At 44.8% G+C, this 26,197-nt stretch carries 19 protein-coding genes and 1 tRNA gene; 9 read left to right on the plus strand and 11 right to left on the minus strand.

The window, feature by feature from the left end:
- Positions 1-277: 277 nt before the first annotated feature.
- Genes B5D55_RS03175 through lepB form a run of 3 tightly spaced genes read right to left on the minus strand, consistent with a single transcriptional unit; the run spans position 278 to position 4,207 of the window.
- On the minus strand, positions 278-1,867 hold the full coding sequence (locus B5D55_RS03175) for a motility associated factor glycosyltransferase family protein (protein ID WP_078932552.1): 1,590 nt from the start codon (positions 1,865-1,867) through the stop codon (positions 278-280).
- The gene (locus tag B5D55_RS03180; RefSeq protein ID WP_078932553.1) at positions 1,848-3,716 is read right to left on the minus strand and encodes a penicillin-binding protein; all 1,869 of its coding nucleotides are present in this window, start codon (positions 3,714-3,716) and stop codon (positions 1,848-1,850) included. Before B5D55_RS03180 ends, B5D55_RS03175 begins: the two co-directional genes overlap by 20 nt.
- Positions 3,713-4,207, minus strand: coding sequence for a signal peptidase I (lepB, locus tag B5D55_RS03185; RefSeq protein ID WP_078932554.1), 495 nt, complete (start codon positions 4,205-4,207; stop codon positions 3,713-3,715). The genes B5D55_RS03180 and lepB overlap by 4 nt, the downstream gene beginning before the upstream one ends.
- 88 nt (positions 4,208-4,295) lie before the next feature.
- On the opposite strand from lepB, the gene B5D55_RS03190 reads away from it, so the two are divergent.
- The 3 genes from B5D55_RS03190 to B5D55_RS03200 are packed head-to-tail and all read left to right on the plus strand — an operon-like array spanning position 4,296 to position 8,114.
- The gene (locus B5D55_RS03190) at positions 4,296-5,540 is read left to right on the plus strand and encodes a peptidoglycan DD-metalloendopeptidase family protein (RefSeq protein WP_078932555.1); all 1,245 of its coding nucleotides are present in this window, start codon (positions 4,296-4,298) and stop codon (positions 5,538-5,540) included.
- Between the two features lie 50 nt (positions 5,541-5,590).
- Entirely contained in the window at positions 5,591-5,833 is a 243-nt protein-coding gene (locus tag B5D55_RS03195) for a zinc-ribbon domain-containing protein (RefSeq protein ID WP_078932556.1), read from the plus strand.
- 19 nt (positions 5,834-5,852) lie between these two features.
- Complete coding sequence (locus tag B5D55_RS03200; RefSeq protein ID WP_159446143.1) at positions 5,853-8,114, plus strand: polysaccharide deacetylase family protein; 2,262 nt, start codon at positions 5,853-5,855, stop codon at positions 8,112-8,114.
- A 166-nt stretch (positions 8,115-8,280) separates the two neighbouring features.
- Here B5D55_RS03200 and B5D55_RS03205 read toward each other — a convergent pair.
- The 3 genes from B5D55_RS03205 to B5D55_RS03215 form a co-directional block, all read right to left on the minus strand.
- Positions 8,281-8,353: transfer RNA gene (locus tag B5D55_RS03205), tRNA-Asn, on the minus strand.
- A 151-nt stretch (positions 8,354-8,504) separates the two neighbouring features.
- Positions 8,505-11,690: a FlgD immunoglobulin-like domain containing protein gene (locus B5D55_RS03210; RefSeq protein ID WP_078932558.1), complete on the minus strand. Its 3,186-nt coding sequence runs from the start codon at positions 11,688-11,690 to the stop codon at positions 8,505-8,507.
- A gap of 31 nt (positions 11,691-11,721) precedes the next feature.
- Positions 11,722-12,780, minus strand: a complete 1,059-nt coding sequence (locus B5D55_RS03215) for a hypothetical protein (protein ID WP_078932559.1) — start codon at positions 12,778-12,780, stop codon at positions 11,722-11,724.
- Between the two features lie 161 nt (positions 12,781-12,941).
- Here B5D55_RS03215 and B5D55_RS03220 point away from each other — a divergent pair, with 161 nt between their 5' ends.
- Together B5D55_RS03220 and B5D55_RS03225 are read left to right on the plus strand one after the other, a co-directional pair.
- Positions 12,942-14,489 carry a DUF5312 family protein gene (locus B5D55_RS03220; RefSeq protein ID WP_078932560.1) on the plus strand — a complete coding sequence of 516 codons (1,548 nt, stop codon included), beginning with the start codon at positions 12,942-12,944 and terminating at the stop codon, positions 14,487-14,489.
- A gap of 259 nt (positions 14,490-14,748) precedes the next feature.
- A complete protein-coding gene (locus B5D55_RS03225; RefSeq protein ID WP_078932561.1) occupies positions 14,749-16,884 on the plus strand; it encodes a DEAD/DEAH box helicase in 2,136 nt (711 codons plus the stop codon).
- A gap of 22 nt (positions 16,885-16,906) precedes the next feature.
- On the opposite strand, the gene B5D55_RS03230 is transcribed toward B5D55_RS03225, so the two are convergent.
- The 4 genes from B5D55_RS03230 to B5D55_RS03245 all read right to left on the minus strand — a co-directional run bounded on the left by B5D55_RS03230 (position 16,907) and on the right by B5D55_RS03245 (position 20,848).
- Complete coding sequence (locus B5D55_RS03230) at positions 16,907-17,824, minus strand: hypothetical protein (protein WP_143593176.1); 918 nt, start codon at positions 17,822-17,824, stop codon at positions 16,907-16,909.
- The gene (locus tag B5D55_RS03235; RefSeq protein ID WP_078932563.1) at positions 17,815-19,266 is read right to left on the minus strand and encodes an NFACT RNA binding domain-containing protein; all 1,452 of its coding nucleotides are present in this window, start codon (positions 19,264-19,266) and stop codon (positions 17,815-17,817) included. The genes B5D55_RS03230 and B5D55_RS03235 overlap by 10 nt, the downstream gene beginning before the upstream one ends.
- Positions 19,267-19,333: 67 nt before the next feature.
- Complete coding sequence (locus B5D55_RS03240) at positions 19,334-20,002, minus strand: amino acid ABC transporter permease (protein WP_078932564.1); 669 nt, start codon at positions 20,000-20,002, stop codon at positions 19,334-19,336.
- 75 nt (positions 20,003-20,077) lie between these two features.
- Entirely contained in the window at positions 20,078-20,848 is a 771-nt protein-coding gene (locus B5D55_RS03245) for a transporter substrate-binding domain-containing protein (protein WP_078932565.1), read from the minus strand.
- Positions 20,849-21,047: 199 nt separating this feature from the next.
- Between B5D55_RS03245 and pth the strand changes: the two genes are divergently transcribed.
- From pth to B5D55_RS03260, 3 genes are all read left to right on the plus strand, one after another.
- A complete protein-coding gene (pth, locus tag B5D55_RS03250) occupies positions 21,048-21,701 on the plus strand; it encodes an aminoacyl-tRNA hydrolase (RefSeq protein ID WP_078932566.1) in 654 nt (217 codons plus the stop codon).
- 39 nt (positions 21,702-21,740) lie between these two features.
- Positions 21,741-22,649, plus strand: coding sequence for a nucleoside triphosphate pyrophosphohydrolase (mazG, locus tag B5D55_RS03255; protein WP_078932567.1), 909 nt, complete (start codon positions 21,741-21,743; stop codon positions 22,647-22,649).
- 235 nt (positions 22,650-22,884) lie between these two features.
- Complete coding sequence (locus B5D55_RS03260; protein WP_078932568.1) at positions 22,885-23,616, plus strand: hypothetical protein; 732 nt, start codon at positions 22,885-22,887, stop codon at positions 23,614-23,616.
- A gap of 11 nt (positions 23,617-23,627) precedes the next feature.
- Here B5D55_RS03260 and B5D55_RS03265 read toward each other — a convergent pair whose 3' ends face one another.
- Entirely contained in the window at positions 23,628-25,034 is a 1,407-nt protein-coding gene (locus tag B5D55_RS03265) for a hypothetical protein (protein ID WP_143593177.1), read from the minus strand.
- A 131-nt stretch (positions 25,035-25,165) separates the two neighbouring features.
- Here B5D55_RS03265 and B5D55_RS03275 point away from each other — a divergent pair, with 131 nt between their 5' ends.
- Positions 25,166-26,077: an SPOR domain-containing protein gene (locus B5D55_RS03275; protein WP_078932571.1), complete on the plus strand. Its 912-nt coding sequence runs from the start codon at positions 25,166-25,168 to the stop codon at positions 26,075-26,077.
- Positions 26,078-26,197: the final 120 nt, after the last annotated feature.

The raw sequence follows: 26,197 nt of genomic DNA on the forward strand, positions 1-26,197 counted from the left end.
AAGAAGTTATGCAATAATTTGAAAATTACGTTTCATATTGTAGCGAATTGACGGAAAAAAGGCAAAGGCAAAAAAAAAGTTGAAAAACCTCACACGCTTTTCAACTTTTTAATCTTGGGCACAACTGCCACAGGCGTCTGGATGTCGAACCGCCTGTAGCAATCACATTTATATTATCGCTGAAAACGGGACGAACTTTAGAAAATTCTGAAAAAAAATTGATTTTTATTTGCAAGGACTGTTTTATTTCGGCGAGAAAATCTTCTACAGGGAGCATCTACAGGGAGTCTGCAATACGGCGGACAGTTTCAAAGTCAGAAAGCGGAATTCCGGAAAGCCGTTTCTTTAAAAGACGATCGGCATTTTGAAAAGAAAGTTCTGCTTTCTGAAGAGCCGCCTGGGAAAGAGTATTTTTTTCTGCTTCGGCAAAAAAACTGGATTTTTCACGTTCGATTACGGGAAGGCAAAGCAGCTCGGAAACAGAAGAAAGGGCAATGCCGGGAATGCGCAGGCCTGCAGGAGAAAGCGCATACGTTTTTGTTTCAGGGCATTCGGCAAGGCGGCTTTCAAACCACCATGCAAACATTTTCATCCGCTGGTCAGTCTGAACTTTGTTACCGGCATAATCAAGTGCTGGTTCTGCATTGCCCGAAAATAGAAGCGGCATACTGAGCGTTTCGGCAGGAAAAAGGCGCGCTGAACAGGAATGAACGTTCTGCTCAAAAGAACTTCCGCGGATATGCGTCTGTTTTTTAGGAAACGACAAGTCAAGTCCTGCCGTAAAAACAGTCTGCGCTCCGCAGAAATGAGCAAAATTCCACGCGCAGGAAGCAACTGAGCCGCCGGCTCCCAAATCGCCTTTTTCTCCGCAATGCCGCTCAAAATACTTTCCCAACGGAAGCTGCGACGAACAGCAGACTGTCTTTCTGCCCTTAAAACGGAACGATGCCGGATACACATCGCAGGAAGTAATGAGAACGGAAGACGGTGATTCAAGTCCTGCAATATGGCGGTACGCCCAATACTGCGGATCAGTTATAATGATAAAATCCGGCTGGACTCCGGCAGAAAGCATTGCGCGAAGGCTCGTATCAACGCAGACTGTAACTGTCCGGCGCTGGATTTCCGCCGCATACGGAATAATTTGTGAAAGTGACGGACCTGCGGCAATCACCGTAAACGGAAGGTTTCCTGCCTTCTCCTTGAAAACCGAAATTCCGTCAAGCAAAGCGACTGTTCCTGCATTTTTAAGACAGTTCAAATTCCAGCGCCTTGCAAATTTTTTTGTAGTAGCATTATTTATCTTTTCTTTATGACGATTACGTTCTATAAGCGCAAAAAGCGCATCAAAATACGGCTGCGCATGAACAGTCTGCGCCTTTACTGATACAAAAGAGCTTTTTAAAATACCGTTTGCATTGATAAGTGAAATTGCCTGCTCCGGTGTGCAGCCAACCGCAAGAACGATATTCGGGAAGGAAAAAACGTCAGACCAGTCAACAAGAAAAAGTGCAGAAAGAAAATGCGCTGCGTCAGGTTCAATGACGACAAGTTTTTTATCACTAAATGAACAGGCTTCCTTCACTGCGTACCCAAGACCGAAACCGGCAAAAACAATGGCGCAGCAATTTTCGTTACCGGCAACTGCGGAAGAAACAGCTGACTGCGCCTCTCGCTCCGGATTATACGCAGAATGAAGGCGGAGCGAATTTTCCGAGGCAGTTACGCTTCCGTTTTTTGCAGGCGCAATATCGGAAAAAACGATGGAAGCTTCCGAGAATGAGCTGATTGCAGGGAGGAGCAGCTGAGCCAGCTGCGGAAAACGATTTGTAAAAAGAGAAATGTTTTTATTCCAGATTGAGTTCAATTATCATATTCTCCGTAACAGGAGTTCCCGGTGCAGGATTCTGACTTTTTACCCAGCCGGAACCGTTTATTTTTACCTGAATGCCGTTTGAGTTCACCAAATTCATAATGTCGCGCTTTGAAAGCCCCGTAAAATCAGGAAGTTTTTTTCCAAGAATAATCGGGCGTGCGGCAGAAATACTGATTTTTCCGCTGTGTTCAAGGCTTGCGGCATCTCCGCGGCTCATTCCAAGATAGTCGATGATTTCGTCGGCCGCTTTTGCAATAACAGGCGCAACAATGCGTCCTGCATACGTTTCACCTTTTGCTTTTTCAACAACGATATACAGAATTATCTGTGGATCTTCCACCGGAAAAATCGCCATACAGTTTGAAAGAAAATCGGTCGTGCTGTAGCCGCCGCTTTTTGACGCCATCTGCGCAGTTCCTGTCTTTACACCAAGCGAAATATCGTTCAGCCGCGCACGGGAGCCTGTTCCTGACGTCGCCGTCGTTTCCATACAACTTAATACGTATTCCGCCGTAGACTGCTTAAGGACGCGCTCCTTTGGAACTGCTGTATGCTCATAAAAAACAGAACCGTCTTTGTTCGTAATCCGCTTTACAAGAGTGAGTTTAAGCGGAATTCCCTTGTTTGCAATCGCCGTCGCCGCCTGAACCATCTGCAAGGCAGAAACGCTTATTTCCTGACCGATGGCAATCGTCGGCTTTGAGCGGACAGACCATAATGCACTGTCAGAATCTTTTACAGAACCGTATGTTTCGCCCGGAAGTTCAATCTCCGTCCGCTGACCGAATCCCAAAGCGCGGATTTTTGCAATAAAATCATCATCACTTATCCTGTCGCTTATCTGTCCCAGAACGTCATTACAGGAATATTTCAGCGCATCACGCGCCGTAAGCCATCCGTGACGGTCAAGGCACTTTATCCGTACCGCTTCTCCACCCTTAATGCGCCGCTCGTACATTCCGTCGCACAGAAAACTGTCATCCGGACGGATAAGTCCCTGGTCACAGGCAACGGAAACTGTAAAAATCTTGAAAACAGAGCCCGGTTCATACGCTTCCATCGCAGGGCGGTCAACAGTTTCTGCAACGGACGCATAGCTGTATTCGTTAAGATTTGCGGACGGAAGGCTTATATATGAAAGAATTTCGCCGTTTTTTGCATCTGCCGCAATCAGCATCATTGATTCTGCCTGCGTCGTCCGCATCGTATCGCGCGCAATTTCCTCAAGTTTGTACTGAAGGTTTGCGTCAATCGTAAGGTATACGTTTTTTTCCTGCGACTCTTTTGCGTTTTCATCTTTTTCAGACGGCTGAAGGTATGACTGCATAGAATATTCAATGCCGGCAAGACCTTTTCCGTCGTCGCCCATATAACCGATAAGCTGGGAAGCAAGCGCATTTTCCGGGTAAATGCGTCCCGGAATCCTGTCGTAATTTACGTAAACGTAGCCTTTTGCATCCGTAATTTTCTTGAGTTCTGCATACGCGGTCTGCGTAATTTTTTTCTTAAGGTAGACAAAACTCGCCGCGCTGTTCTGTTCCAAAATCCGCATTATGTCGCTGCTTTCCATTCCAAGCGGACCGCTTACGTCATCTGCAAACTGCGCCTTGTTCCTTACAAGATGAGGCGTTACCCCGACGTGATAAAAATTCGTCTGAACGGCAAGCGGCTTTCCGTTCCTGTCTACTATTGAACCTCTCTGGACAGGAGGAGCCGAACTGACGATTGAGGAAACAGGGGTAAACGCAAGCTTTGCATACAGCACCAGAACGTATATCACAAAAATTCCGAAAACTGCCAGCATACCTATCAAAGCTTTTTTATTGAAAAATCCGTTCATCTGATGATTACTTTTCCTATTATGTTTTCAGTTGAAACAAAGCCATAGCTTCTTGAATCAAGGGATTCCGAATAGTTATCTCCCAAAACCAGCACATAACCTTCCGGCACTGACGTAAACTGCGCCATTTTGCGGAACTGGCTCTCCGTCAGCACGATTTTTTTTCCATTTACAGAAAGAGTATACTCCGTATCGCCCGAAAAATCCAGTTGCGCGCCTCCGACTGCTACGCATCGCTTCACCACAATTTTATCATCGTGAAGAAAAATGACAATATCTCCGTCCGAAGGTTCTGCCCACTGCACAAAAAATTCTCCGCGGAACGGCTTTACAAGTCCGTACGCAAGTTTATTTACAAGAACGGCCTGACCGTCATTCAGCGCAGGTTCCATAGAAACGCCGGAAACATACAGGATGTCAAAACAGAACAGTTTTATAAAAAGTCCCAGAAAAAGTCCTGCCACCACTGTAAAAACAAAACATTTTTTCATTCGTATTCCACTAAAAAAAAATTGCGCGCGCTTTTCCGCACTGCAAAATATTCTAATAATGATTATGCAAAGTGTCGATAGATGATATATGGAAATAATCAGTTACGTCGGATTTGACAACAGAAATTACAGCAGCTCAATGGAAAATGCCGTAAACCGTTTAACTGCATTCTTCAGAAAACACGCAGAACATCTCCCTGCCTTTAAGACAGAAACGAATATTCTTCATACACCATACGCCAGGGAAGCACGACACAGTGCATCCGCGGCAAAGCAGGCAGGATTTTCGTTCCACCCTAAAATGATTTTGAACTATTCTGCGGCAGCGTATAATTTCATCGCAAAAAACCGAAGCATAATTCTTAAAACAGCCGTTGCAGCCTTTGTAACTGCATCCGCCGCCGTTTTTGCCGCAAAGCACATCGATTTTTCTCCGCGCCTTTCTTCTCCGCTTAACCTTGACCAGAGCAGCGCGCTCGACATAGAAAAACTTAACGCAATAATGTCATCGTTTGCGCTCGAAGAAACGCAGGAATATACGTCGGACGGCACTCTTGTGGGAGAAGAAGCTTCCGTTCCATTGCAAACAGTATTCTCCCAGCCTGTAACGTTCCAGACATACAAAGTACAGCCGGGAAATACAATCAGCGGAATTACAAAAAAATTCGGGTTGAAAAATATTTCTACGCTGATTGCCGTAAACGACATTGACAACGTACGCCAGCTGTGCGCCGGACAGAAACTGAAAATTCCTTCAATAGATGGATTGTACTACACAGTAAAACCCGGGAACTCGCTTACAGGAATTTCTGCAAAATACAACGTAACGATGGAAGACCTGCTTGACGTAAATGAACTTGAAGCAGCGGAACTTAAGGCAGGACAGCAGCTTTTCATTCCGGGAGCAAAACTTGAATCATCTGCATTGCAGAATGCGCTAGGCGAACTTTTTAAGCGCCCTATAGCAGCAAAATTCCGCTTTACCTCAATGTTCGGTCCGCGCCTTGATCCGTTCTCCGGCGTAAAATCATACCACACAGGCATTGATATGGCATGTCCGCAGGGAACGCCGATTCTTGCATCAAGTTCAGGTACAGTGTCATTTGCAGGATATTCAAACATCTACGGAAACTACGTAATCATAAAGCACGCAAACGGATACCAGACTCTGTACGCCCATATGTCAAAAATTCTTGCAAAAAAAGGACAGTGGGTAAGTCAGGGAACAAGAATAGGTCTTGTAGGTTCTACAGGATATTCAACAGGACCGCACCTGCACTTTACGGTTTACAAGAACGGTCAGCTTGTAAACCCGATGACTCTCATAAAATAAAAGGAACAGCCGCCACGCCATAAAAGCCAGGCGGACTCAGGCAGAAATATATGATGACAAATGTATGCAGCGGCTGCGGCCGCGAAATTGAGAAGAATTTCGTATACTGTCCATGGTGCGGAATCCAGTTGATAAGAAAAGAAAGCCGGGAATACCAAAATCTTTTTTTTGAACAGGTGGAACGAAAACGCCGTACGGAGCAGGAACAGAAACTTCAGAACGTAGGAAAACAGCTGGACGAGCTGGAAAAAGAGCTTGATGTCCTTGTCCTGTGTGCGGAACTTGCACGCTGACTTTTTACGGGAGATTACAATGAATGTTAAACAGACAGTCCTGAAACATACAGTCCTGCTTTTATGTATGCTTGCAGCCCTTCCGGCTGCCGCAGGAATTCAGTTCGGCGACGGCGACATAAATAAAAATAACGACGTACTGTTCACCGTAAGGCACAACATTGCCGGAATAAACTCTTACCGGACGCTTTTTAAGGCGAATATCAAAAACGGAACTGCGGAAGTGCGTCCGGAAATACTGACGTATTACCCTGAGCAGATGGAACTTCTGAACGGAGGAAAAATCCTCCAGATACGAAACCGCTACGGCACAGTGTGGTACAGTACCGCAGAAAAAAAAGCCGTCTGGAATGACTGCGCTTCCGTAATCCCGGAAAATTCACACCGGACAGCGCCTGTTGCCGCAAGTCAGGACGGAAAATGGATTTGTTACATCGAAAAGAAAAATTACGCCACCGGCGCGCTCACGCTGAGCACTTTCTCCGGCGAAAAATCGCTCGTCCTCGACAGTAATGCATCATTCAGCTATACAAAAATTCCTGCAAAATGGCAGCCGAACGCCCAGATTTTATTATATGAAAAAAACGGCGCAGTCTACTTCTGCAATCCGGAAGCAATGCTCAAGGGAATTGAAGTAAGCGAAGAATACCGTAAAATTGGACCGGGAACAATCGACTCCGTAAACTGGACAGGCGGAAAATACCTTGTCTACATCGACGGCGACATCGTATACCGAATAAGCAGCAAGGAACTTTACACTCTCGGACTTTATTCAGGAATAATCGGAAAAGGAACGGCAATCGGAAGGCTTCCAAACCATTTCAATTCCGGCAAGGATTCTTTCAGCGTAAACAAAAACCTCACGGCAATCGTCATCATTCAGGGAGGAAAAAATTTTACGCTGTACCGCATAAACGGAGCTTCCTGTAACTATCTGGATGCCGTTTCTACAAAATCATACACAAACAACGAAGGTTCTTTACTCGACGTCCGTATCGTATGGCCGGACGCACTCATCGCAAACGATTTTGAACAGCCGGGTCTGCCAGTTCCGTCCATATGGATGAAAACGCTCCCGTACAACGGAAAACCGGCCGCCGCGGCAGTTTACCGTATGAACGATAAATTTTCAAAAATCCTTGCAATAGAAGACTCAGGACTTCCGGCATTTTCTCCAGATAAATCGCGCTGTGCATTTTTCTCCGGCTCAACGGCATATATCTACGACACGGCAGAATGGAAGAGGATTGACGAAATCACCGGCGAAAAAATCACATCAATTATCTGGGTAGACTCAGACACGCTGTATCTTGGCGGTGAAAAAACAATCAGAAAATGGTCGATAAAAGAAAAGTCTGCGAAAACGATTATGCTGTCACAGGCGGTAAACGCCTGGTGGAACGATACAGGAAATATCACGGCCGACACTGGAAACGGAAAATCATATATATACAACCCGCAGTCAGGAACATGGAGCGAAAATGGTCTTTCCGCGGAACACAAAAATGTCATGCGCAATGAAAATTACCGTGTTTTCTGTGGAGAAACACCGAATTCCCGATACGAAAACGCATTGTACGTGCGTTCACTCAAAGGAAAACCTGTAACAAAACCGCTGCTTGCAGAAACCATACGGAAAACAGAACCGCCCAAAACAGCTGCCCTGATTTTTGATGCCTACGACAACGCAGACGGTCTTGCAAAAATCCTGTACGAACTGAACCAGTACAACATAAAGGGAACTTTCTTTCTGAACGGTGAATTTATCCGCCGCTATCCGAACGAAACAAAGCTGATTTCAATTTCAGGGAACGAATGCGCCTCGCAGTTTTTCTCTACGGCAAAACTTGTTTCAAAAGACTTTATAATGGACGAAGATTTCATACGGCGCGGACTTGCACGCAATGAGGACGAATTCTTTGCCGTAACAGGAAAAGAACTGTCGCTCTTATGGCATGCCCCGTACTATTTCAAGTCAGAACGGCTTGTAACGGCAGGAAAGAACGCCGGCTACTCCTACGTAGACGCATCAAAACATTCCTATGATACAGTAACGCTCGAAGATGCAGTTTCTTCATCATCAAACTATTACACGCCGGCTGAACTTATAAACATTTATATGTCATCGCTCATCAAAAACAAGGGCGGAATAATTCCTGTAACGGTAGGAATTGCAGGCGGCAGCAGAAAAAGCTACGTATACGACAGCCTTGACCTTCTTATAAGTGCAATTTTAGACGAAGGCTTCCAGATTGTTCCGGTTCGTATGCTAATTCAATAGCATCTGCAAAAAAAAGCAGGATAGAATACATCCGAAAGTTTCAAAAAACATTTTTGCAAATACGCCGAGTCAAGGCACGCTGTCGCTTAAAGCCTTGACTTCGTTGTTTTTAAGGTTTGTATTAAACCTTAAATAAAAAAAGCCCTTTCTCAAAGAGAAAGGGCTTCGGCTGCTGCAGGTTTTGAACCTGCGACACATGGATTAACAGTCCATTGCTCTACCAGCTGAGCTAAGCAACCATAACATTCTTGCGAATGTGCTGATAATATATACGAATGAAAAAAAAAGGTCAACAGGGGAAGCACAAAAAAATCTTATTTTTTTCTTTTTTTATGCTTTCACCAGCTGACCGTTTTTGCCGGCAGAAAAATCAGTCTGCCGGTTTCCGCATTATTTTTCCAGTATGAATTCTACGCGGCGGTTCTTCCAGTTGTTGTCCTTGTCCTTATAGTCAACGACAAGTTCTGTTCCGCCCTTTCCTTCCGTAGAAAGACGGCTTGCGCTCACGCCTTTTTTCACAAGGTATGATTTTACAAACTCGGCGCGCTTTCCTGAAAGCGGAATCAAAGCCGGTCCCCAAAGCCTCATATTGTCCTCGGTTTCCTCAGCTGCATTGTCCGTAACGCGGTTTGCGTGTCCTACAACCGTAACCTTATAATCCTTAAATTTATTCAGAATTTCTGCGATACGGTTCAGAACGCGCTCGTTGTTTTCGGCAATGGCAGGATCAAGTCCGCCTTTTCCGACCTCAGCAGTTGTCTTGAAGTCAGCATTGTCGCTGCGGAAAATAATTGACGGAACCGCCATCTTAAGTACGTCGCCGTCACGAATAACAAGCACGTCCACAGAAATTACGCCTTTTACGATGCTCGTCATTCCAAGTACATCAGTTACGGTAAATACATACGGATAGTCCATTGCAGACTGAACGCGCTCTGCCTTTCCGTTAGAATCCTTCTGAATATTGGAAAGACCATCCCAGATAATGCGCTCTGTAATTGCAGACGTTCCTTTTGTAGTCCAGAACGGCTTTCCGTTCGGTGCATTAATGACAAACGACCAGTTCTTGAACGCAGCCTTTGAAGTTCCCGTCAGCCTGATGAACAAATCATCGTCCGTTCCGTCGTTATCCGGGCTGAAATATTGAGGAGCCGTGCGTACCGTAAGCTGCGGCGGAGTTGCCGTACAGATAAACGGAGATGAAACGGCGTCAATCTTGTTTCCTTTCTTGTAGACTATACTGAGCGTTCCGGTGAACGTACCTTCTGCAACAGCACCTTTGTTATCAAGACCGTCCCAGGTAACGGAAGCAGGAAGATTTGCGCTGTCCTTGCTTGACCATCCGCGGACGGACGTTCCGTTTTCGCTTCGTATGTCGAAATTCCAGGAAAGAATGTCGTCCGGAACGCTTGTCCTTATAGAGAATACCTGCGTATCAAGGACACCGTCGCCGTTCGGAGAAATTCCATCATTCTCCGCCGTTATATATGCTTTTGTATCGCGGGTATCAAGTGCGATACCTGCAATTTTCGTGCTGAAAGAATTGCCTGCTTCGTCCTCTGACGAAATGACAATCGAATACGTGCCGTCAGGAGCTTTGTTTCCGCTTTCGTCCTTTCCGTCCCAATCAAAACCGTCTTTTCCGTTCGTTCTTACAACGCCTTTCCAGGTGTATGTACGGACAGTTTTTCCAGAAGCGTTCACTACTTCTGCTTTCCAAAGTGACTCGCTGGTACAGTTTGAAACAGTTACAGGAACTGAATCCTGATTTCCGTCGCCGTCAGGAGAAAACGCCGTCCACGGAGCAACAGCCTCAAGTTTCGGCGGAACAGTATCAAGCCTGAACGGATTTGACGTAACCTGCGCCTGAGAACCGTTCGTTGAATTCATTGAAAGAGAAGCCATATACATACCGTCCGGGCAGACCATTCCAGATTCGTCCTTTCCGTCCCAATCGAACCGGACAGGAAGATTTCTGGAATCTTTCAAAGTCCGCACGCTTGTTCCGTCTGCACTGCGGATTGTAAACGTATAGTCTGCAATGCCGGCAGCATCCTTTACAACAGGAACAAACTGCATAGAATCCTTAACCTTGTTTCCGTTAGGACTGAACGCCGTACTGCTCATAGAAAGCAGGACTTTTGCAGCCTTTGTATTAAGCTCGAACGTTGAATTTGCCGCCGCTACGCCAGTATTGCCGGCAAGGTCAGTTGCGCGAAGTTCAAACGCATACAGTCCGTCAGGAGCAAGCGTTCCGTCAGAAGCAAAACCGTTCCAGTCAATTGATTCCGGAGGGAATTCTCCAAAGTCATATTCCTTCACCGAAACAGATGGCTTGTCTGCTACATAAATGCGGCCTTTCCAGGACGGAACAGACGCGTATTTTCCTGCGATGTCCGGCAAAATCGAAATGCGCACGTGAGTCTTTGCGCCTGCACCGAAAATCTTGTCAGAAACAGAAATCTGTGCAGAAGGCTTTGTAACGTCAAGAACAAACTCCGGAGATTTAAGCACGGCAGGTTCGTAACCGTTTAAGTAAGTTGCCGCAACCACAGCCTGATAAATACCCTGCGGAAGCAGTTTTCCATTATCACCGATGCCGTCGAATATAATTTCAGACGGCGGAACGGCAGATTTCGTCTGGTCGTACACCTTGCAGACATTTCCCTTTCTGTCAACGATTTTTACAGACCAGGCAGTCAGCTTGTTTCCGCTTTTTGAGTCAGGAACAGGAATTTTCAAATCGAATTTTATAGAAGAAAGCGGACTGTCCGTTCCCGGAGAAAAATATTTTGTTCCGGAAAGAATGATGTTCGTCGCCGGTTTTTCGGCAGAATAAATAATATTCGTGATTGCCGCCGGCTCAGAAACGTTCCCGGCACGGTCAACTGCACTTACATCATAGGAATAAACGCCGTCCGGTACAAAGCGTCCGTTATCGTCAGTTCCGTTCCATTTGAAATCAGAAGGCTCGGCGGAAGTCCACTTGAAAGTCTTTACGACTTCGCCGGACGCATTCTTGAAACGACCTGTCCATTCGTCTTCAACAGAACCGGTCTGACTGATTTTCAGTTCGGATTTTACACCCTCGCCAAAAATCTTGTCCGACAGCTGAGTGAGTGCAACAACAGGCGAAACGGTATCAATTACGACAGGATACGAATCAGTCTTGCCGACATTTCCGTTATCGTCCGTTGCAGTAAAATAATAAAAATACGTTCCGTCCGGAGCAGTTTCGCCGTTATCCATTGCGCCGTTCCAGGAAACGGAAGCAGGAACGGTAACTCCAGTCTTTACAGAGCCAAGCTGCTTAAAGAACGTCTTGAAATTCAGTTTTTGCGGAAGGGCAACTTTATTGCCGATTGTCCGCACCGTATTTCCGCCTTCATCGGTAATTACAAGCTGCCATGAAGTAATATAACGTCTGTCGCTTATTTTTAAAGGAATGACAAATTCATCCTGTACGCCGTCATTGTTCGGGGAAAAATATTTTTCCTTTTTTTCTGCAAAAACAAAAGCTGGAATACAAAATAAAACAAAAGCCACAGCTTTTACAAAAAAAGATTTATTACTCATAAAAAGAACTCCTAGTATTTTGTCCCTGCTGTCAGTCTTCCGCACCGTTCCACAGCTGAATTACCGGAGGCTGCGTGTCCGTCTGACCAAGATACAGCCGCGTTCCGCCGGAAATTGCCTGAATATGCTCATATTTCTGCTGCCACGCTAAAGACGCAAGCATTTCGTTTGAATCCCAACTGCGGCTTTTCAGATATTCGTTTCCGCGCGCATTCAGGTCAAACTTTACGCCAAGACTTATCGCCGGCATCAGATTGTAATGTTCGTTTTTAATTTCCATAACGTCGATTGATTCCGCAACGGAAAGATACAGCATATCCTTGAACGCAAACTGAAGTCCCATATCAAAAATTACGTTCTGGAACGCAGGAGTTGCAATGTCAAAGGAGAAACCGCCCTTGAACTGCTCCGTTTCAAAAAGAAGCGCACCGATACCGCCGCGAATAGTTACGAGCGACGGAAAATCGTCTGCTGTATGTTCCGCGTCAATCGGAAGAAGCTCCTCGCCGCTGTAATATTTTCCAAGATTAAGCGCAGCCGCACCTATCCTGAAATCCCTGAAAAATCCCAGCTGACCAAGCCTGTACAAAAATCCAGCGTCAAGTCCAAGACTCCAGTCAGAACCTGCGCCCCATAGAACGCCGGCATTAACGTTTGCGCCTACGCTAAGTTTTTCCGAAACTTCCTTTGAAAGTCCTGCACGGAAATTAAGCGTATTTCCAAGCCACAGGTCAATCGACTTGCAAAAAACGCCGTTCAATATTCCGCTTGCAACAAAACGTTTTGTCGGAATAAGTATTCCCGTCTGGAATGCCGCGTTGAACGAGCGGTCGGCGTCAGAATTCGTTGAAATGAGCGCGGAAAATGCCGCGTCAAGCTGAATGCGCTGCTCCAGAGCCGGAAGAGCCGGATTAAATGCAATGGAATCAGCTCCAGGCATAAAAATTCCTCCGCCGGCGCAGGAAGATGCAGAAGCAAGCTGCGTAGGACTGGACAGATTGAACAGCGTCTGCCCTCCGACAGGAGGATTATAGGCAAATACGTATGCCGCCATAAAAAATGCTGCAGCGGTAAAAAAAAGTCTTTTCACTTTAAACTCCTAAAAAAATACAGGAAAAAGCCGGCGGCAACGGACTTTCGTAAAACCGACGGACAGTTTCTGCTTCCAAATATAACGAAACTATTATAAATATTCTATAATAAGAACATCAAAAGTTTGACAGCGAGGCATATTTTATTTATATTTTAAGAATGAAACAGGAAAAATCCGGCAATTTCTTTCAAAATCTTTTAAGTTCGCTTTTCGGCGGAAATGACGGAGAGGCAGAAAAAAGACGCCAGCTCCGCTCGATTTCAAAACGCCTTTCAAAATCAAAATTCGGTAAATTCTATAAATTTGCAGGAAACGAGGCACTTCCCCTTCTTGCCAGAAACATTTTTGAAATCTACAAAATAATCTATCCTGCACAGACGATGTTCCAGAACCTTCAGAACCCGAACGTTTTGAAAAGGCTTGTAATCGACTTTTACACTCCGAATGAAATCCGCACGCTGGAAACTTCCCTGTCTGAAGAAAACCTCATCACCCTGAGCAAGAAAATCCCGGCAGAAAAACTCAAGCAGCAGGCACTTACGCGTCTTTCTGAATATTCCGATTATTTTACGCTTGATAAAATCACTAAAATCGACACTCTCTACAAACAGATTTCCTGCTTCAGGGATTTATGTATGTTCGATTTTTACTTTTTCCTCAAGAAATTCAATAAATCGCTTAGGGAAGCTGATTTTTCAATCGCTCCGCAGTTTGAAAAAATCAATGCAGAATACATACTCGACGACCTTAAGGACTTTATGTCCGTCGCCTGGGCAGTTCCGCTTGACGCAGACTATACCGATATGACAAAACTGTTCCGCATTTACAAAGGCGTAGAACCGATTACGCTCCAGAACTGGAGGCGGGTAATTTCACGGATAAGCGCATTCAGGCAGTCAGGTTCGTTTGAAATGATGATAAAGCTCATAAGTTCAGATCCGTCCGCGTCAGTTTCCGTTTCGGAGCAGACGCAGAACATCATCGAACCGTACCTTGATTCATTCAAGCAGGAAACGGAAAATACGCTGAACAAAATTGAAACGCAGGAAAAAGACTCCAAGACTTCCGAAATTTGTTCGCAGCTTTTCAACGGCATAGAAATCACTCCGATGAAATATTTTACTGACGAACTGAACGCAACCTTTACGCGCAAAGGACTGCGCACGTTTGAAAACACGCAGCTTCTTTCCTATATAAAGGTATTCCTGCTTGAGATCGTCAAGAAAAACCTGCGCGAATACTATGACCTTGTACTTGTACGCGGAAAATGGGAATCACAGGCGCTTTCTTCTCCGTTCTCCGAGTCGTATAACTCTCTGCTTGCTACTTCAGACCTGATTACCCAGTTCGACAACCAGCTTGCCGAAGACGCGCCTATCGGAATGAAAATAAAGACGCTTCTTCCTAAAACAGAGCGCGACAACGGCGCAAAAAACATCATCAACAGACTTGTTTCAGATGCAAACGAAAGCGCCTGCTCGTTCATCACAGATACGACCACCAATCTTGTTACAATCGGAAAAATCATCAAGGCGCTGATTGAAGACATTGAAAAGCCAAAGCCGGTACTCGTAACGAACTGGAAGGAACTTGCGCATTTTTCAGAAATACCAATCCGTGAGCTGAGCGTAAAACTTTACAAAAAAATCTACCTTCTTATCACGCTTGTAAAAACGTGCCTTGTACAGCCGGAAGACAATGAATAGCACCGGAAAATCCGCCTAGTTAAAGCGTCCCATTTCTTGGGTGCACTTCAAATCCAACCGGGCGGATTTTTTTCAATTTTCGTCCTGTCGCAAAAAAATACAACTAAATTCACTATTTTCAACCATTTGCTTGTCTATTTCGTTTAATTCCTTTATATTCATATCCACTACCTAATATAAAAATCGGCGCGCCATGTAAATTATAAGACTGTATGATGCTGAAAGTTATTTGATTTATCGTCGTGCCATCAGGAAAAAAATGAAAGAACCAGAAAACAACAGTATGGACGACGAAATCGTTTCTATTGAAAGTCAGACAGAAGAAAAAACTGAACCTGCAGCAGAAGATGCAGAAATTTCCTTTGAAGATTTAGGTCTTGACGAACAGACATTGGCCGCTATCGAAAAAAAAGGCTTTAAAGTTCCGTCACCTATTCAGGCACTGGCAATTCCGCGCCTTTTGTCCGGCGAATCAAATATGATTGCACGGGCGCGGACCGGAACAGGAAAAACAGCGGCATTCGGACTCCCGATTATTCAGAAACTCAGGAATGAAACAGGCACTGTAAAAGCACTTATTCTTGAACCGACGCGCGAACTTGCAATGCAGACCTGCACGGAAATGCAGTCTTTTACGGAAGGAAAATCTCCGCGCACTTGCGTTCTTTACGGAGGAGCTTCCTACTCAACACAGATTAAGGATTTGCGGCGCGGAACAGAAATAGTCGTAGGAACTCCGGGACGCATTCAGGATCATCTGGAACGCGGAACGCTTGACATAAGCAAGATTGACTACTTCATTCTTGACGAAGGCGATGAAATGCTTGATATGGGCTTTGTCGATGACATCGAGCATATTTTTGAACAGGCAAATCCTGACGCAAGAATTCTTCTTTTCAGTGCAACAATGCCTGATGAAATTCTGAAAATTGCACAGAAATTTATGGGCGACTACGAAATCGTAGAAGAAGAAGGCGTAATTGACGAACCGCTTCTTATTGACCAGAAGTTCTGGATTTTACGCGAATCTGAAAAGCCGGATGCCCTCGTCCGTCTTATTGACATTTCGGACGATTTTTACGGCGTTGTATTCACACAGACAAAGAGCGATGCAGACTACGTTTCCCGTATTCTTGACGAAAAGGGCTACGAAGCCGCTGCCCTGCACGGAGACATAGCTCAATCCCAGAGGGAAAAAATCCTTGCCAGATTCAGAAGCCGGAAAACAAAAATTCTTGTTGCAACAGATGTTGCCGCACGCGGAATTGACATTTCGGGACTTACACATGTCGTAAACTATTCGCTTCCTTTTGACGGCGCAACATACGTTCACCGCATAGGACGAACAGGCCGCGCAGGTTCTGCCGGTGTTGCAGTTACTTTTGTCTGTCCTAAAGAAACACGAAAATTGAGCTACCTTCAGAAAGCTGTGCGTAAGGCAAGCAAAGGCGAAATGAAGGAAGAGTCAATTCCTACAATAGACGAAGTTTTGAAAAAGAAAAGTACGCGCATTTTCTCCGAATTAAAAGAAAAACTCGGACTGAACGAACAGCCAGTTCCGTCTGACAGCACAAAAGAAACTGACGCAAAGCAAGAAACTCAGGACGGACAGACAGTTTCCGAACCGGCGGAACAGCAGAAATTGCCGTCAGAACAGAAAACTTCTGCAACTGAACCAGAAAATGGCTCAGAAGAAAAATCCGTTAATGACAAAGAAAACTCAAAACAGCCTTCAAAATCAAACCTGATAAAAGTATCTTCAAATTTTGAAAAAATGGCGGAGGACTTGTGCCGCGGTAACGATTCGCAGGACGTACTTGCAGCCGTGCTTTCCGTAATCTACAGTTCAAAGCTTGACAAATCACGCTACGGAAAAATTCAGGAACACGCTTCTTCTTCTGACCAGACGCGCCTTTACATTCAGCTTGGAAGAAAAGACGGTTACAATGCACGCGCAATTGCGGACTATTTCAGCCGACTGCTCCACATTCCGGGACGCCTTGTAGACAGAATAGACATCGCTTCTACGTTCTCGCTTGTAAGCCTTCCAAAAGATGCTGCAAAAAGGGCGCTTGACCTTTCCAGAACGGACAGTGGTGTACCGCATATGCACGTAAACACAAAGGACGACTCTTTTAGCGGAGAAAGCGGCGGAAGAAAGGGAAGAGGCGGACGCGGCGGCTTTGGCGGAAGAGGCGGTGATTTCGGAGGAAACCGTGGCGGCGAACGCAGAGGACGCGGACGAGGCTTTGAAGGCAGGGAAAAAGACCGTTACAATGACAGCGGAATACGCTCAAAAAGCCGGGGAAGCCGTCCTAACTACCACACGCAGACGGAACGCAACGGAAGCGCCGGTCTTTTCAAAAAGAAAGGCGGAAAACCGGAGCGCTTCTAGCATAAGGACATTCAGCGGCAGTTTACTTATACTGCCGTAAAAAATCTAAAACCGGCTTCTGCCAGGACGAACTTTTTTCACCGGCGGAAGCCAGTTTTTTATACAGTCCGGATATGTAAGAACGGATTTCATCTTTTGCAGAAGCCTCTACGTCATTCTGAAGGGCAAACAAATCGCCTGTAATTTTATCTGCATCAGCCGAAGAAAAAAAGTCTTCGCCCTCAGAAAAAGTCAGCATATACAATGCGGCGGCAACACAGTTTATGCTGTGCTGCTTAACATACAGCACAGTTTCTATTATAGCCACAGCACCGCCGTAAATTTCTTCAAGAATAGAATTTTTCTCCTCATCAGATAAAAACACGTCTTTTTGGGAAAATACATCCCGCACAAACGCCCAGCAGCCGGCAACGATTGCAACGTGCAGGCTTGGAACGCACAGCAAATGCGGATCAAAAAGATGAATTACAAGAAAACGCAGGTTCTTCTTGTAATGCGGTCTGTCAGTTGTCGTAAGGCACTGCGAATAGACAGAACCGGCATTTTTATACAGGCGCGTAAGAAAATCAAAAAAATCTGCGCAGTATTTTAGTCCTGTCTTAAGTCCAAAACGCTTTAAAAGCATTGAAAAAATCCTGATGAAAAATCCCACAAAATCAAGATAGATTTTTACTTTTCCCGGCGTGAACGCAATTTTTTCATCAAGCGGATGGTCAACGTGAACTACGGGAATGTGAGTAATCCCGATTTTCTGCTTCTGCTGAATTAAAAAGAAATTTGTAATAACTCCGCCGATAAACCGGAAAAAATGCCCTGCCGTCTTTCTGCTAAACGGAAGAATAAGATAACTTCTGAGCACAGAAAATCGTGCCAGCGGCTTTCCTGTTTTATACGCAATGAAATGCTGGGAATCTTTGCTGTCATTCATCATTACTGCCACTCTGCTTCCTGACGCAATCCGTCCAGACGTTCCAGACGTTTTTTGTCGGGCGTTATACAAAGATTTTTTTCGTGCGTCGGAAGGACAAGCCCTTTAGACCCGTTCTTTGCGCGGCGCAGATATTTTACATAAGTATAATATAAATCAGTTTTTCCTGCATTACGTGCCTTTGAGTAATATACGGCAAGATTTGCCGCATCAAGCAGGATTTCAAGAGGAACGGTTTTTCCGGGACGGTTCTTTATGAACACGTAGCCTCCTGGAAAATCACGGACGTGCAGCCACAGGTCAGAACCGCGCACATAATGGCGGAGCAGCTCGTCGTTTTCGTTTGCATCGCGGCCTATAAGAATGAACCATCCGTTTACCGTATAGTCAAGTCCGGGATGTTTCTTTTTTTTCTGCTGCCTAGGCGTTGAATTCCGGCGCAAAAGCTGTTCAATACGCACAGGATTTTTTTCGTTCCGGATTTCTGCATACTGCGCCTCAAGCTTTTCAAGCTGTTTTTTTGAAAGTTCAATATCGTGCAAAAGCGAATCTGAACCGGAAACGGCTTTTTTGTAGTTTTCGTAATATGCGGCGGCATTTTCATTTGCAGTCTTTTCAGGATTAAGTAAAATCCGCACCGTCCGCCCTGTTTCGTAGTCATCACATTCAAGGAATTTTGCCTTAGGCGCAATCAGATGAATGTTCGACAAAATCAAATCACCCTGATGACGGAGCTGTTCCGCCTGCGAAAAATCGTTCTGCTTTTTAAGGAGTCTTTCCAGCGCGGATTCCATTCTGGCTTTTGAAGAAGAATACCACTTTTCCGCCTGAACAAGCAGTGCCTCTCGCGAAAGCGTTTCCGCGTGTTCGCCGTACCAGATATCTATTTTTTGATTAAAAGACAGCGTTCCGCCCTCAGGAAAGCGCGATGAATATTCCGCCTGAACGTCATCAAACGTGCGCACCTGCCATACCCGGTTTTCAGAAGGCTTTTCTTCCGGAACTGTAAAAAGTCCGCCTGTAACCTCACCTTTTGCTGGACGACGGTACAGCGAATCTACCACGACATTATTTTCATCGCACAGAATAACGTTCGCCGCATTGCTCCAGAGCCTGACGTACAGAACAAACCGCTCCGCTCCGTGCGAAAGTTCAATCTGCACGATACGCTGTAATCCAATCTGCCTGCACGAATCTATCCTGGAGCCTTTTATGCGTGCTTTTAGGCATTCCATAAAACGAAGAGGCTTATCATTTTTTACGATTTTGCGCCGCGTTTCGTGAATGCGGCAGGAATTCTGAGAAGTACAAATTAAAATCGTCCGCGCGCCGTCCTTTCCGTAAGTATAAAGCGCAACGGTATCATATCCGGGCTGTACTACGTCCTGAATAAAAGAACCTTCAAGATTAAGCTCGGACAAAACAACGTTAATCTCATTACAATTAAGCGACATACGCTGATTATATCAAAGAAAAAATAAATTTTATATGCAGATACACAAAAAAAGCCGGCGCAGAATTTTACCGTTCGCTTTTCCGGAAATGTTTTTCAAGAACGGAAAATAATTTTGTAAGTCCGAGCGTAAGGCACAGGTAAATTGCCGCACAGGACAAAAGCGGAATCCACGCATTGAACGTTCTGTTCCGGATATTATCGCACGCTTTCTGCAAATCAACGACGGCAATAAAACTTGCAACGGAAGTTTCTTTTATAAGCGTGATGAATTCGCTTGTATACGTAGGAAGTGCCGTACGGACAGCCTGCGGAAGTACAATATTTACAAGCGACTGCCACCAGTTAAGACCAAGCGAGCGTGCGGCTTCCATCTGACCGGCATCAACGCCCTGAATTCCGGCGCGAAAAATCTCCGTACAGTATGCACCCGAATTTATGCCGAACGAAATAACCGCAACTAAAACAGCGTTGTTCATTCCCATCGGCGTAAAAATGACGAAGTAAAAAATCATCAGCTGAGTCGCCATCGGAACTCCGCGTATGATAGTTGTATACACATCTGCAATTTTCTGCAAGACAATACTTTTTGATATTTTAAAAAGGGCAAAAACGCAGCCAAGTACAGAACCTATAATAATTGCGCAAACCGCAATGAGCAGCGTTACACCCAGCCCGTTTACAATCACCCGCCAGGAACCACCTGCTATCATCGTATTATAAAAACTGTCGAACATACGTTTCCTCTGAAAAAAAGCCGCCGTAAGAAGTCAGGGCTGTCCCGAAAAGTCATAAGACAGCCCTGATTGTTCCTACTTGCGGATAATGATTACCTGATTTGATTTATAGTACGGCTCAGAAAAGTCAACGTTCTGGCGGCGTTCATCAGTTGCTGTCATACCGGCAGCGATGAAGTCGATTGCGTTTGACTGAAGTGCAGCGATAAGACCGTCAAAATTCATATCGACAATCTGAAGTGCCTTTCCGTAGTCATTTGCAATCATCGTGCTGAGAGTAGCGTCAAAACCTACAACTTTTGTTCCTTCTGTATATTCAAACGGAGGGAAAGAAGCGTTTGTTCCCATCTTTACAACGTCTTTTGACTCGATGCCGGCAACTTCCGGAATTACGATATTTCCATCAACAGGCATAAATGCATTTATGAGATTTTCATAAGTTCCGTCAGCCTTAATGCGTGAAATAGTAGCATTGATGGAATCAAGAAGTTCTGTATTTCCCTTGCGAACAGCGATTGCATATTCTTCAGCTGCAAAATTATCGTTTACAATAGTAAGGGAATTATTGCGCTTTACAATCTCTTTTGCAGGAAGTTCATCAAGAACGATTGCGTCGATTGCGCCGTTCTTCAATGCCAGAGCTGCATCAATACCAGTTTTGAATGATTTTACAGTTGCATCCTTTACGTCTTCTACGTAGATTTCGCCGGTAGTTCCCGCCTGAACGCCGATTACTTTTCCTTCAAGATCAGCTGCAGATTCAATCTTCACAACTGCTTTTTTTGAGCAGCCAGCTGCAGAAAGAACAACTGCAGCGCCAAGAATAACTGAAATAATTTTTTTCATTTCAAGATATCTCCTATAGCGTTTCTGCAAAAAGAAGAAACGCAATAAATAGAAAAGTTTGCAACGCAAACCTGCAAAGAAAGGCAATCAGTTTTTTTTCTGGTGCTCTTTCCCCGCCTCCTATAAAACTTAAGGCTGAATTCTATCATAAAAAAACAAAAATGAATACTTAAAATATAAAATGTGATATACTTTTTTTATGATTCAACTTGTAGTTTTTTTAGGAAATTACGGCAGGGAATATGAAAAGACGCGCCATAATGCCGCATGGCAGTTTGCAGATTCACTGCCTTTTGGAGAACTGCTTGACTGGCAGAGTAAATTCAAGGGAATTTACGCAGACGCAGGAATTCAGTCACTTGCAGAAACACTGTGCAATAAAGGAGTCATTGCATCAAAAGACGGCTCGCCTATCCGCATTCCAGAAAATGCACCGGCAAAAATATTTTTTCTTAAACCGGAAACGTATATGAACAATTCAGGCCAGAGCATAATTGAGCTTGCCTCATTTTTCAAGATAAAGCCGGAAGAAATACTTATCGTCCACGACGAACTTGAACTTCCAATTGGAACTGTAAGCCTTAAATGGTCAGGCGGTCTTGGAGGACACAACGGGCTTCGTTCTGCAAAATCCGTACTTAACACAGCGGATTTCTGGCGGCTTAGATTCGGAATAAGCAAACCTTCCGGCCGGGACATAGCCGACTACGTACTGAGTCCGTTCACCGCAGACGAGCAGATAATTCTTTCGCAGGTATTTCCGCAAGCGGCGCAGCTTCTTGCAAAAATACTGTTTTCAACTGACCCGGCACGCCTGATTCCTGAATGGGGAAAGAAAAAACTTCTTGCCTAGCGCAGACAGAATATTTTTTTATTTTATGGAAGAAGAAAAATGATAAATGACAACGACACTTACGAAGCAACAGAGGCATTCACTCGTTTTTTAAACGTAATAAAAAAACTGCGCGAGCCGGACGGCTGTCCCTGGGATAAGGAGCAGACGCCTCTTTCAATGCGCCGCGATCTGGTAGAAGAAACGTTCGAGGCAGTAGACGCAATCACCCATGATGATGCGTCGCACGCCAGGGAAGAACTTGGTGATGTTCTTCTGAATACAATTATGATTTCCTATATGTACGAACAGAAAGGAGATTTTAAAATTGCAGATGCAATAAACGAACTGGCAGAAAAACTTATTCGCCGTCATCCTCACGTATTTCCGCAGAGCGAAGGAAAGGCGTGCGTTACAGAAAAAGTTACGGATTCCAGACAAGTTTTAAACCAATGGGACAGAATAAAAGAAAATCTTGAGGGAAGAAACACAGGCTCAATTCTTGACGAAGTTCCGCAGGGATTTCCGCCGCTTTTAAAAGCATACAAAATGCAGAAAAAGGCCGGAAAGCGCGGATTTGACTGGAGAGACCTTCAACCGGTGTACGACAAGATAACGGAGGAACTTCACGAGGTAGAAGAAGCAAGATGCGCGCTTGAAAGAGTGAAACAGGAATCAGAAAAGAACTCCGGAATTACAGAACCGTTTGAAATGAAATCAAACGATAAGGTAAACTCTGCACAGCTTCACCTTGAAGAAGAAATCGGAGACTTGCTGTTTGCTGTTGTAAATTACGCCCGGCATCTTGGAGTAGACCCGGAAACGGCGCTGAACAGAACAAACAGAAAATTCTACCAGAGGTTTACATTTGTAGAACAGCAGATGAAAGATGCTGGAATTCCTATGGACTACGAGCATTTGAAAGAGGAAGACGAATTTTGGAACGAAGCAAAACGACGCGGTCTTTAATGCCCGTCCGAAAATCCGCTGCTCAGCAGATTTATTGCAGAATAAAATCTGTAACTAATAAAATTGTCAGGAGGGTGTAAGAAAAACTTTGCCTGAAACAGCGTCAAAGTTTTTATTCACAAGTTCGCGTTGCGAACTTCCTAATCAACTGCTGTTCCTCGTTGCATTACGGAACAGCCTAAAAAGTCAAGAAGATTGTTAAAACAATCTTCTTGACTTTTCATGGGAGAATAAAATGACACAGAAAAATCTTTTTATCCGCACGGCAGCCGCAATCTGTATTCTTGCAGCAGTTTTTTCAGGCTGCTCAAACAGAAAAAAATCAGTTGAGGAACTGTACGAAAGCGCCGTCATGAACGCAATGGTCGCAGAACCGTCAGAAATTCATCCACTTGTCTGCATTACAGAAGATGAGCCTCTCGTTACATGGAAAGACGGAAAAGTCCTTATGCTTACGCTCCACAAATACCCGGATTTCTACACCGAAGGAAAAGACGTAACGTTCACTTTCGGACATTCCTGGACATTCACCGACAGAGAAATGGAAGCGTGGTATAAAAAGAACGGGCAGAACGTTACTGACTGGCCGCTAAGATTAAAACAACTTTTAGGTATTAGCCCCGAGCAGAACCACACGCACATTTCGGCATTCTGGACAGACCCTAAAGACATCAGGCGTCCTGCATATCAACCGGATGCATCAAAGCAGGTTACGGAAGAAACGTTAGACGGTTCAGCCCTTGACGGACTTTCAGACTGGTTCTGCTCAAATATCGTATCGTCCTACTACATCGGAAAGACAAAATATCCGTGGACACGGTTAGGATACACATACGACTGGGCAGACAACGGTACTGACTACGGAGTTACGGAATTCCTTGTTTTGAAAAATTCTACGGTAACAGTGGAATTTACAAAATCAGTTCCGGAATTCGTAGACTGGCTTGAAGAACAGACTTCCCGATAAGAAAAAACCTGCTAGAATTTGTACTTGATATTCACCGAGTACGAATACATTGCCTTTTTTGACGACTGCTTTATTCCTGCGGACAGCGCTGCCGTTCCGTAGGAAAAGCCGTCCTCAAATACCGCAGAGCCTGAAGCTTTTGCAGAAAATGATGCTGCCGTTCCGCAGTTCTTTACAGGAACAGAGGCACTGCACCACGCTTTAACTTCCTTTTTTTCCGCAGTTCCGTCCTCCTGACCTGTAACCGCATACGATACGGAAAACGCAGGCTTCCATTGCGCACGAAAGGAATAATAGGAATAAACAGCATACTCTTTTTCCGCGCCGGTAAATGTCAGTCTCGAAGAACCGTATCTTCCTGTAATATGAAGTCCTGCACCGCCCTTACAGTTCGTTTCAACGTCCCTCTCGGATGTAAGCTTTTCTTCCCTATAAAAAACACCGCCCAAACGCATTCTGAACGCCTGAAACGGAAAAACAGTTACTACAGGATTTATCTTTATCTGCGAAAGAATTTTTACGTTTTTTGACGACGGCGTAAAAATCTCCGTTGAAGACGCGGCAAATCCGGAGAAAAGAACGCCGCACCACCCTGCCGAAAGCTCATTTTCACAGGAAACGCTCCATTCAAAATCCCTGCTTCCAGGACTGTAGAAATCCGCGCACCATTTTGCCGTATAGAACGGCGAGTTTATTCCACACTGAACGTCCGCAAACCAGATTTTCGTTTCAGGGAAAAGCGGCGTTTTTGAAAACCACTGCGCCGTTTCGTTCGATACGGAAAAAGAACCGCCTGTCTGCGAAAATGAAAATTGCGTTTTTCTCCCTGCTTTAAGGTTCACGCAAATAGACTGCGCAAAGTTTCCTCTATCATCGGAAAAGAAACACAAGTCAAATTTCCGAATGTTTTTTTTCGGAGTCATTTTGTATGAAAATGCCGCAGAGACAGGCTTTGAACTGCTTGAAATTCCCGGTAAAGAAACGGTTATTCCAGAAGCGGCAGAAGGCACTGCGCCAAAACAGGAGGCAGACGTGCTTATATACGGCGCATTCATTTTTGAAATGCTCCCCGAAAAATTAAGTTTTCCAAAAAGCAAATTCGCAGGGACTCCGCAAATTTCACCAAACCGGAACTGCGCGCCCCAGGAAAACTCATCATAATCGCACTCGCTCCCGAACTTTACGGACGGAATGCGCCATGCAGCCTTTACATCCATAGCGCGCATTGCAACCTTCACGGACGACGACGCATTGTACGTAGAGTCACAAGGAGAAGCCCTGCGTACATAAACGCCGCCAGAAACGGCGGACTCAATTTTTTTAACGGCAAAAGGCATCTCACCATTTCCAGAAGACGCGGCAAAGCAGACCGAAAGGGATGCAGAAATTATCCAGCATATAAAAATTCTGTTTCTCATACCTTTTAATAGTAATTTTCATACGAAAAATGGAAGTTTCTGCACGTTTTTTCATAAATTTGTTAATTTTTTTTTTCAGTTTCCGATATTTAGAATATACGACCGGGTAATCCGAAGAAGAGGTTTTTGTTATGGAACAGAAAAGAACATTATGGATCATTGCAGCAGTCGGCGTTTTCCTTCTTGTTGTATTAGGAGCAGCCTTAGTTTTATATTCTCCTGCATCAAGAGCTTCCCAGACAATAGCCGGATACAGTACGGAAAGGGGAACATCGTCAAACGGATGGATTTCACTTGCACCATCCGCACCTGTACAGCAGAAAACACAGGACGAAATCCTATCAGACATTCAGACTGATACAAAAGAAAACGAAAGCAGCATCTCTGACTTTACCGCAATTTCTGATTCAGAAGAAACTGACGGACAGGAAAGAAAAGTCGGAGAACTTACGGTATACGCAGACAATGCTACAATCTACAGCGCAAACACAAAAAACGAACCGTCTGCCTACGCACAGGATGTTCCGCAGAAAATCATAAACAACACTACGACAATAGATTTGACGGCAGCACCGAAAGAACCTGTAATGGCACATAACGTTCTTCCAAAATCAGAGCCGGCAAAAGAAGCCGTACAGAAAGTAAGGCAAGCTCCTGCAAGACGCATTGCAGAAAGCACACAGCCATCAAAAATTATAGCACAGGCAGAAAAAACTCCTGCACAAAAAAAACAGACCGTACAGAAAACACCTGAAAAACCGGCTATCGCAAAACAGGCGGAACAGACACAGTACTGGGTACAGGTAACTTCCCTCACAAGCCGCAAGAGTGCGGACACAGCGCGTGAAGTTCTTGATGAAAATAAGATTACGGCAGACGTATTCACATATACAGATGCAAAAGGTCAGCTTTTCTACCGTGTCCGCGTAGGTCCGTACACAACAAAAAGTGAAGCGGAATACTGGCAGGCAAAAATTGCCAGAATAGACACGTTCAAAAATACGTCAAGCTATGTAGCATCAACAAAAACAGCAGTGAACTGAAAAAACTGTAATCCATACACAAACCATACGGGATTATAAAACGGTTTTACATTCCGCAGAATAATCTTAATGAAAAAGCCCGGCAGTTTTGCCGGGCCTTATTTTCAGGAAAACGCTATA

This window comes from Treponema porcinum, assembly GCF_900167145.1.
GTDB classification, from domain to species: Bacteria; Spirochaetota; Spirochaetia; order Treponematales; family Treponemataceae; genus Treponema_D; species Treponema_D porcinum.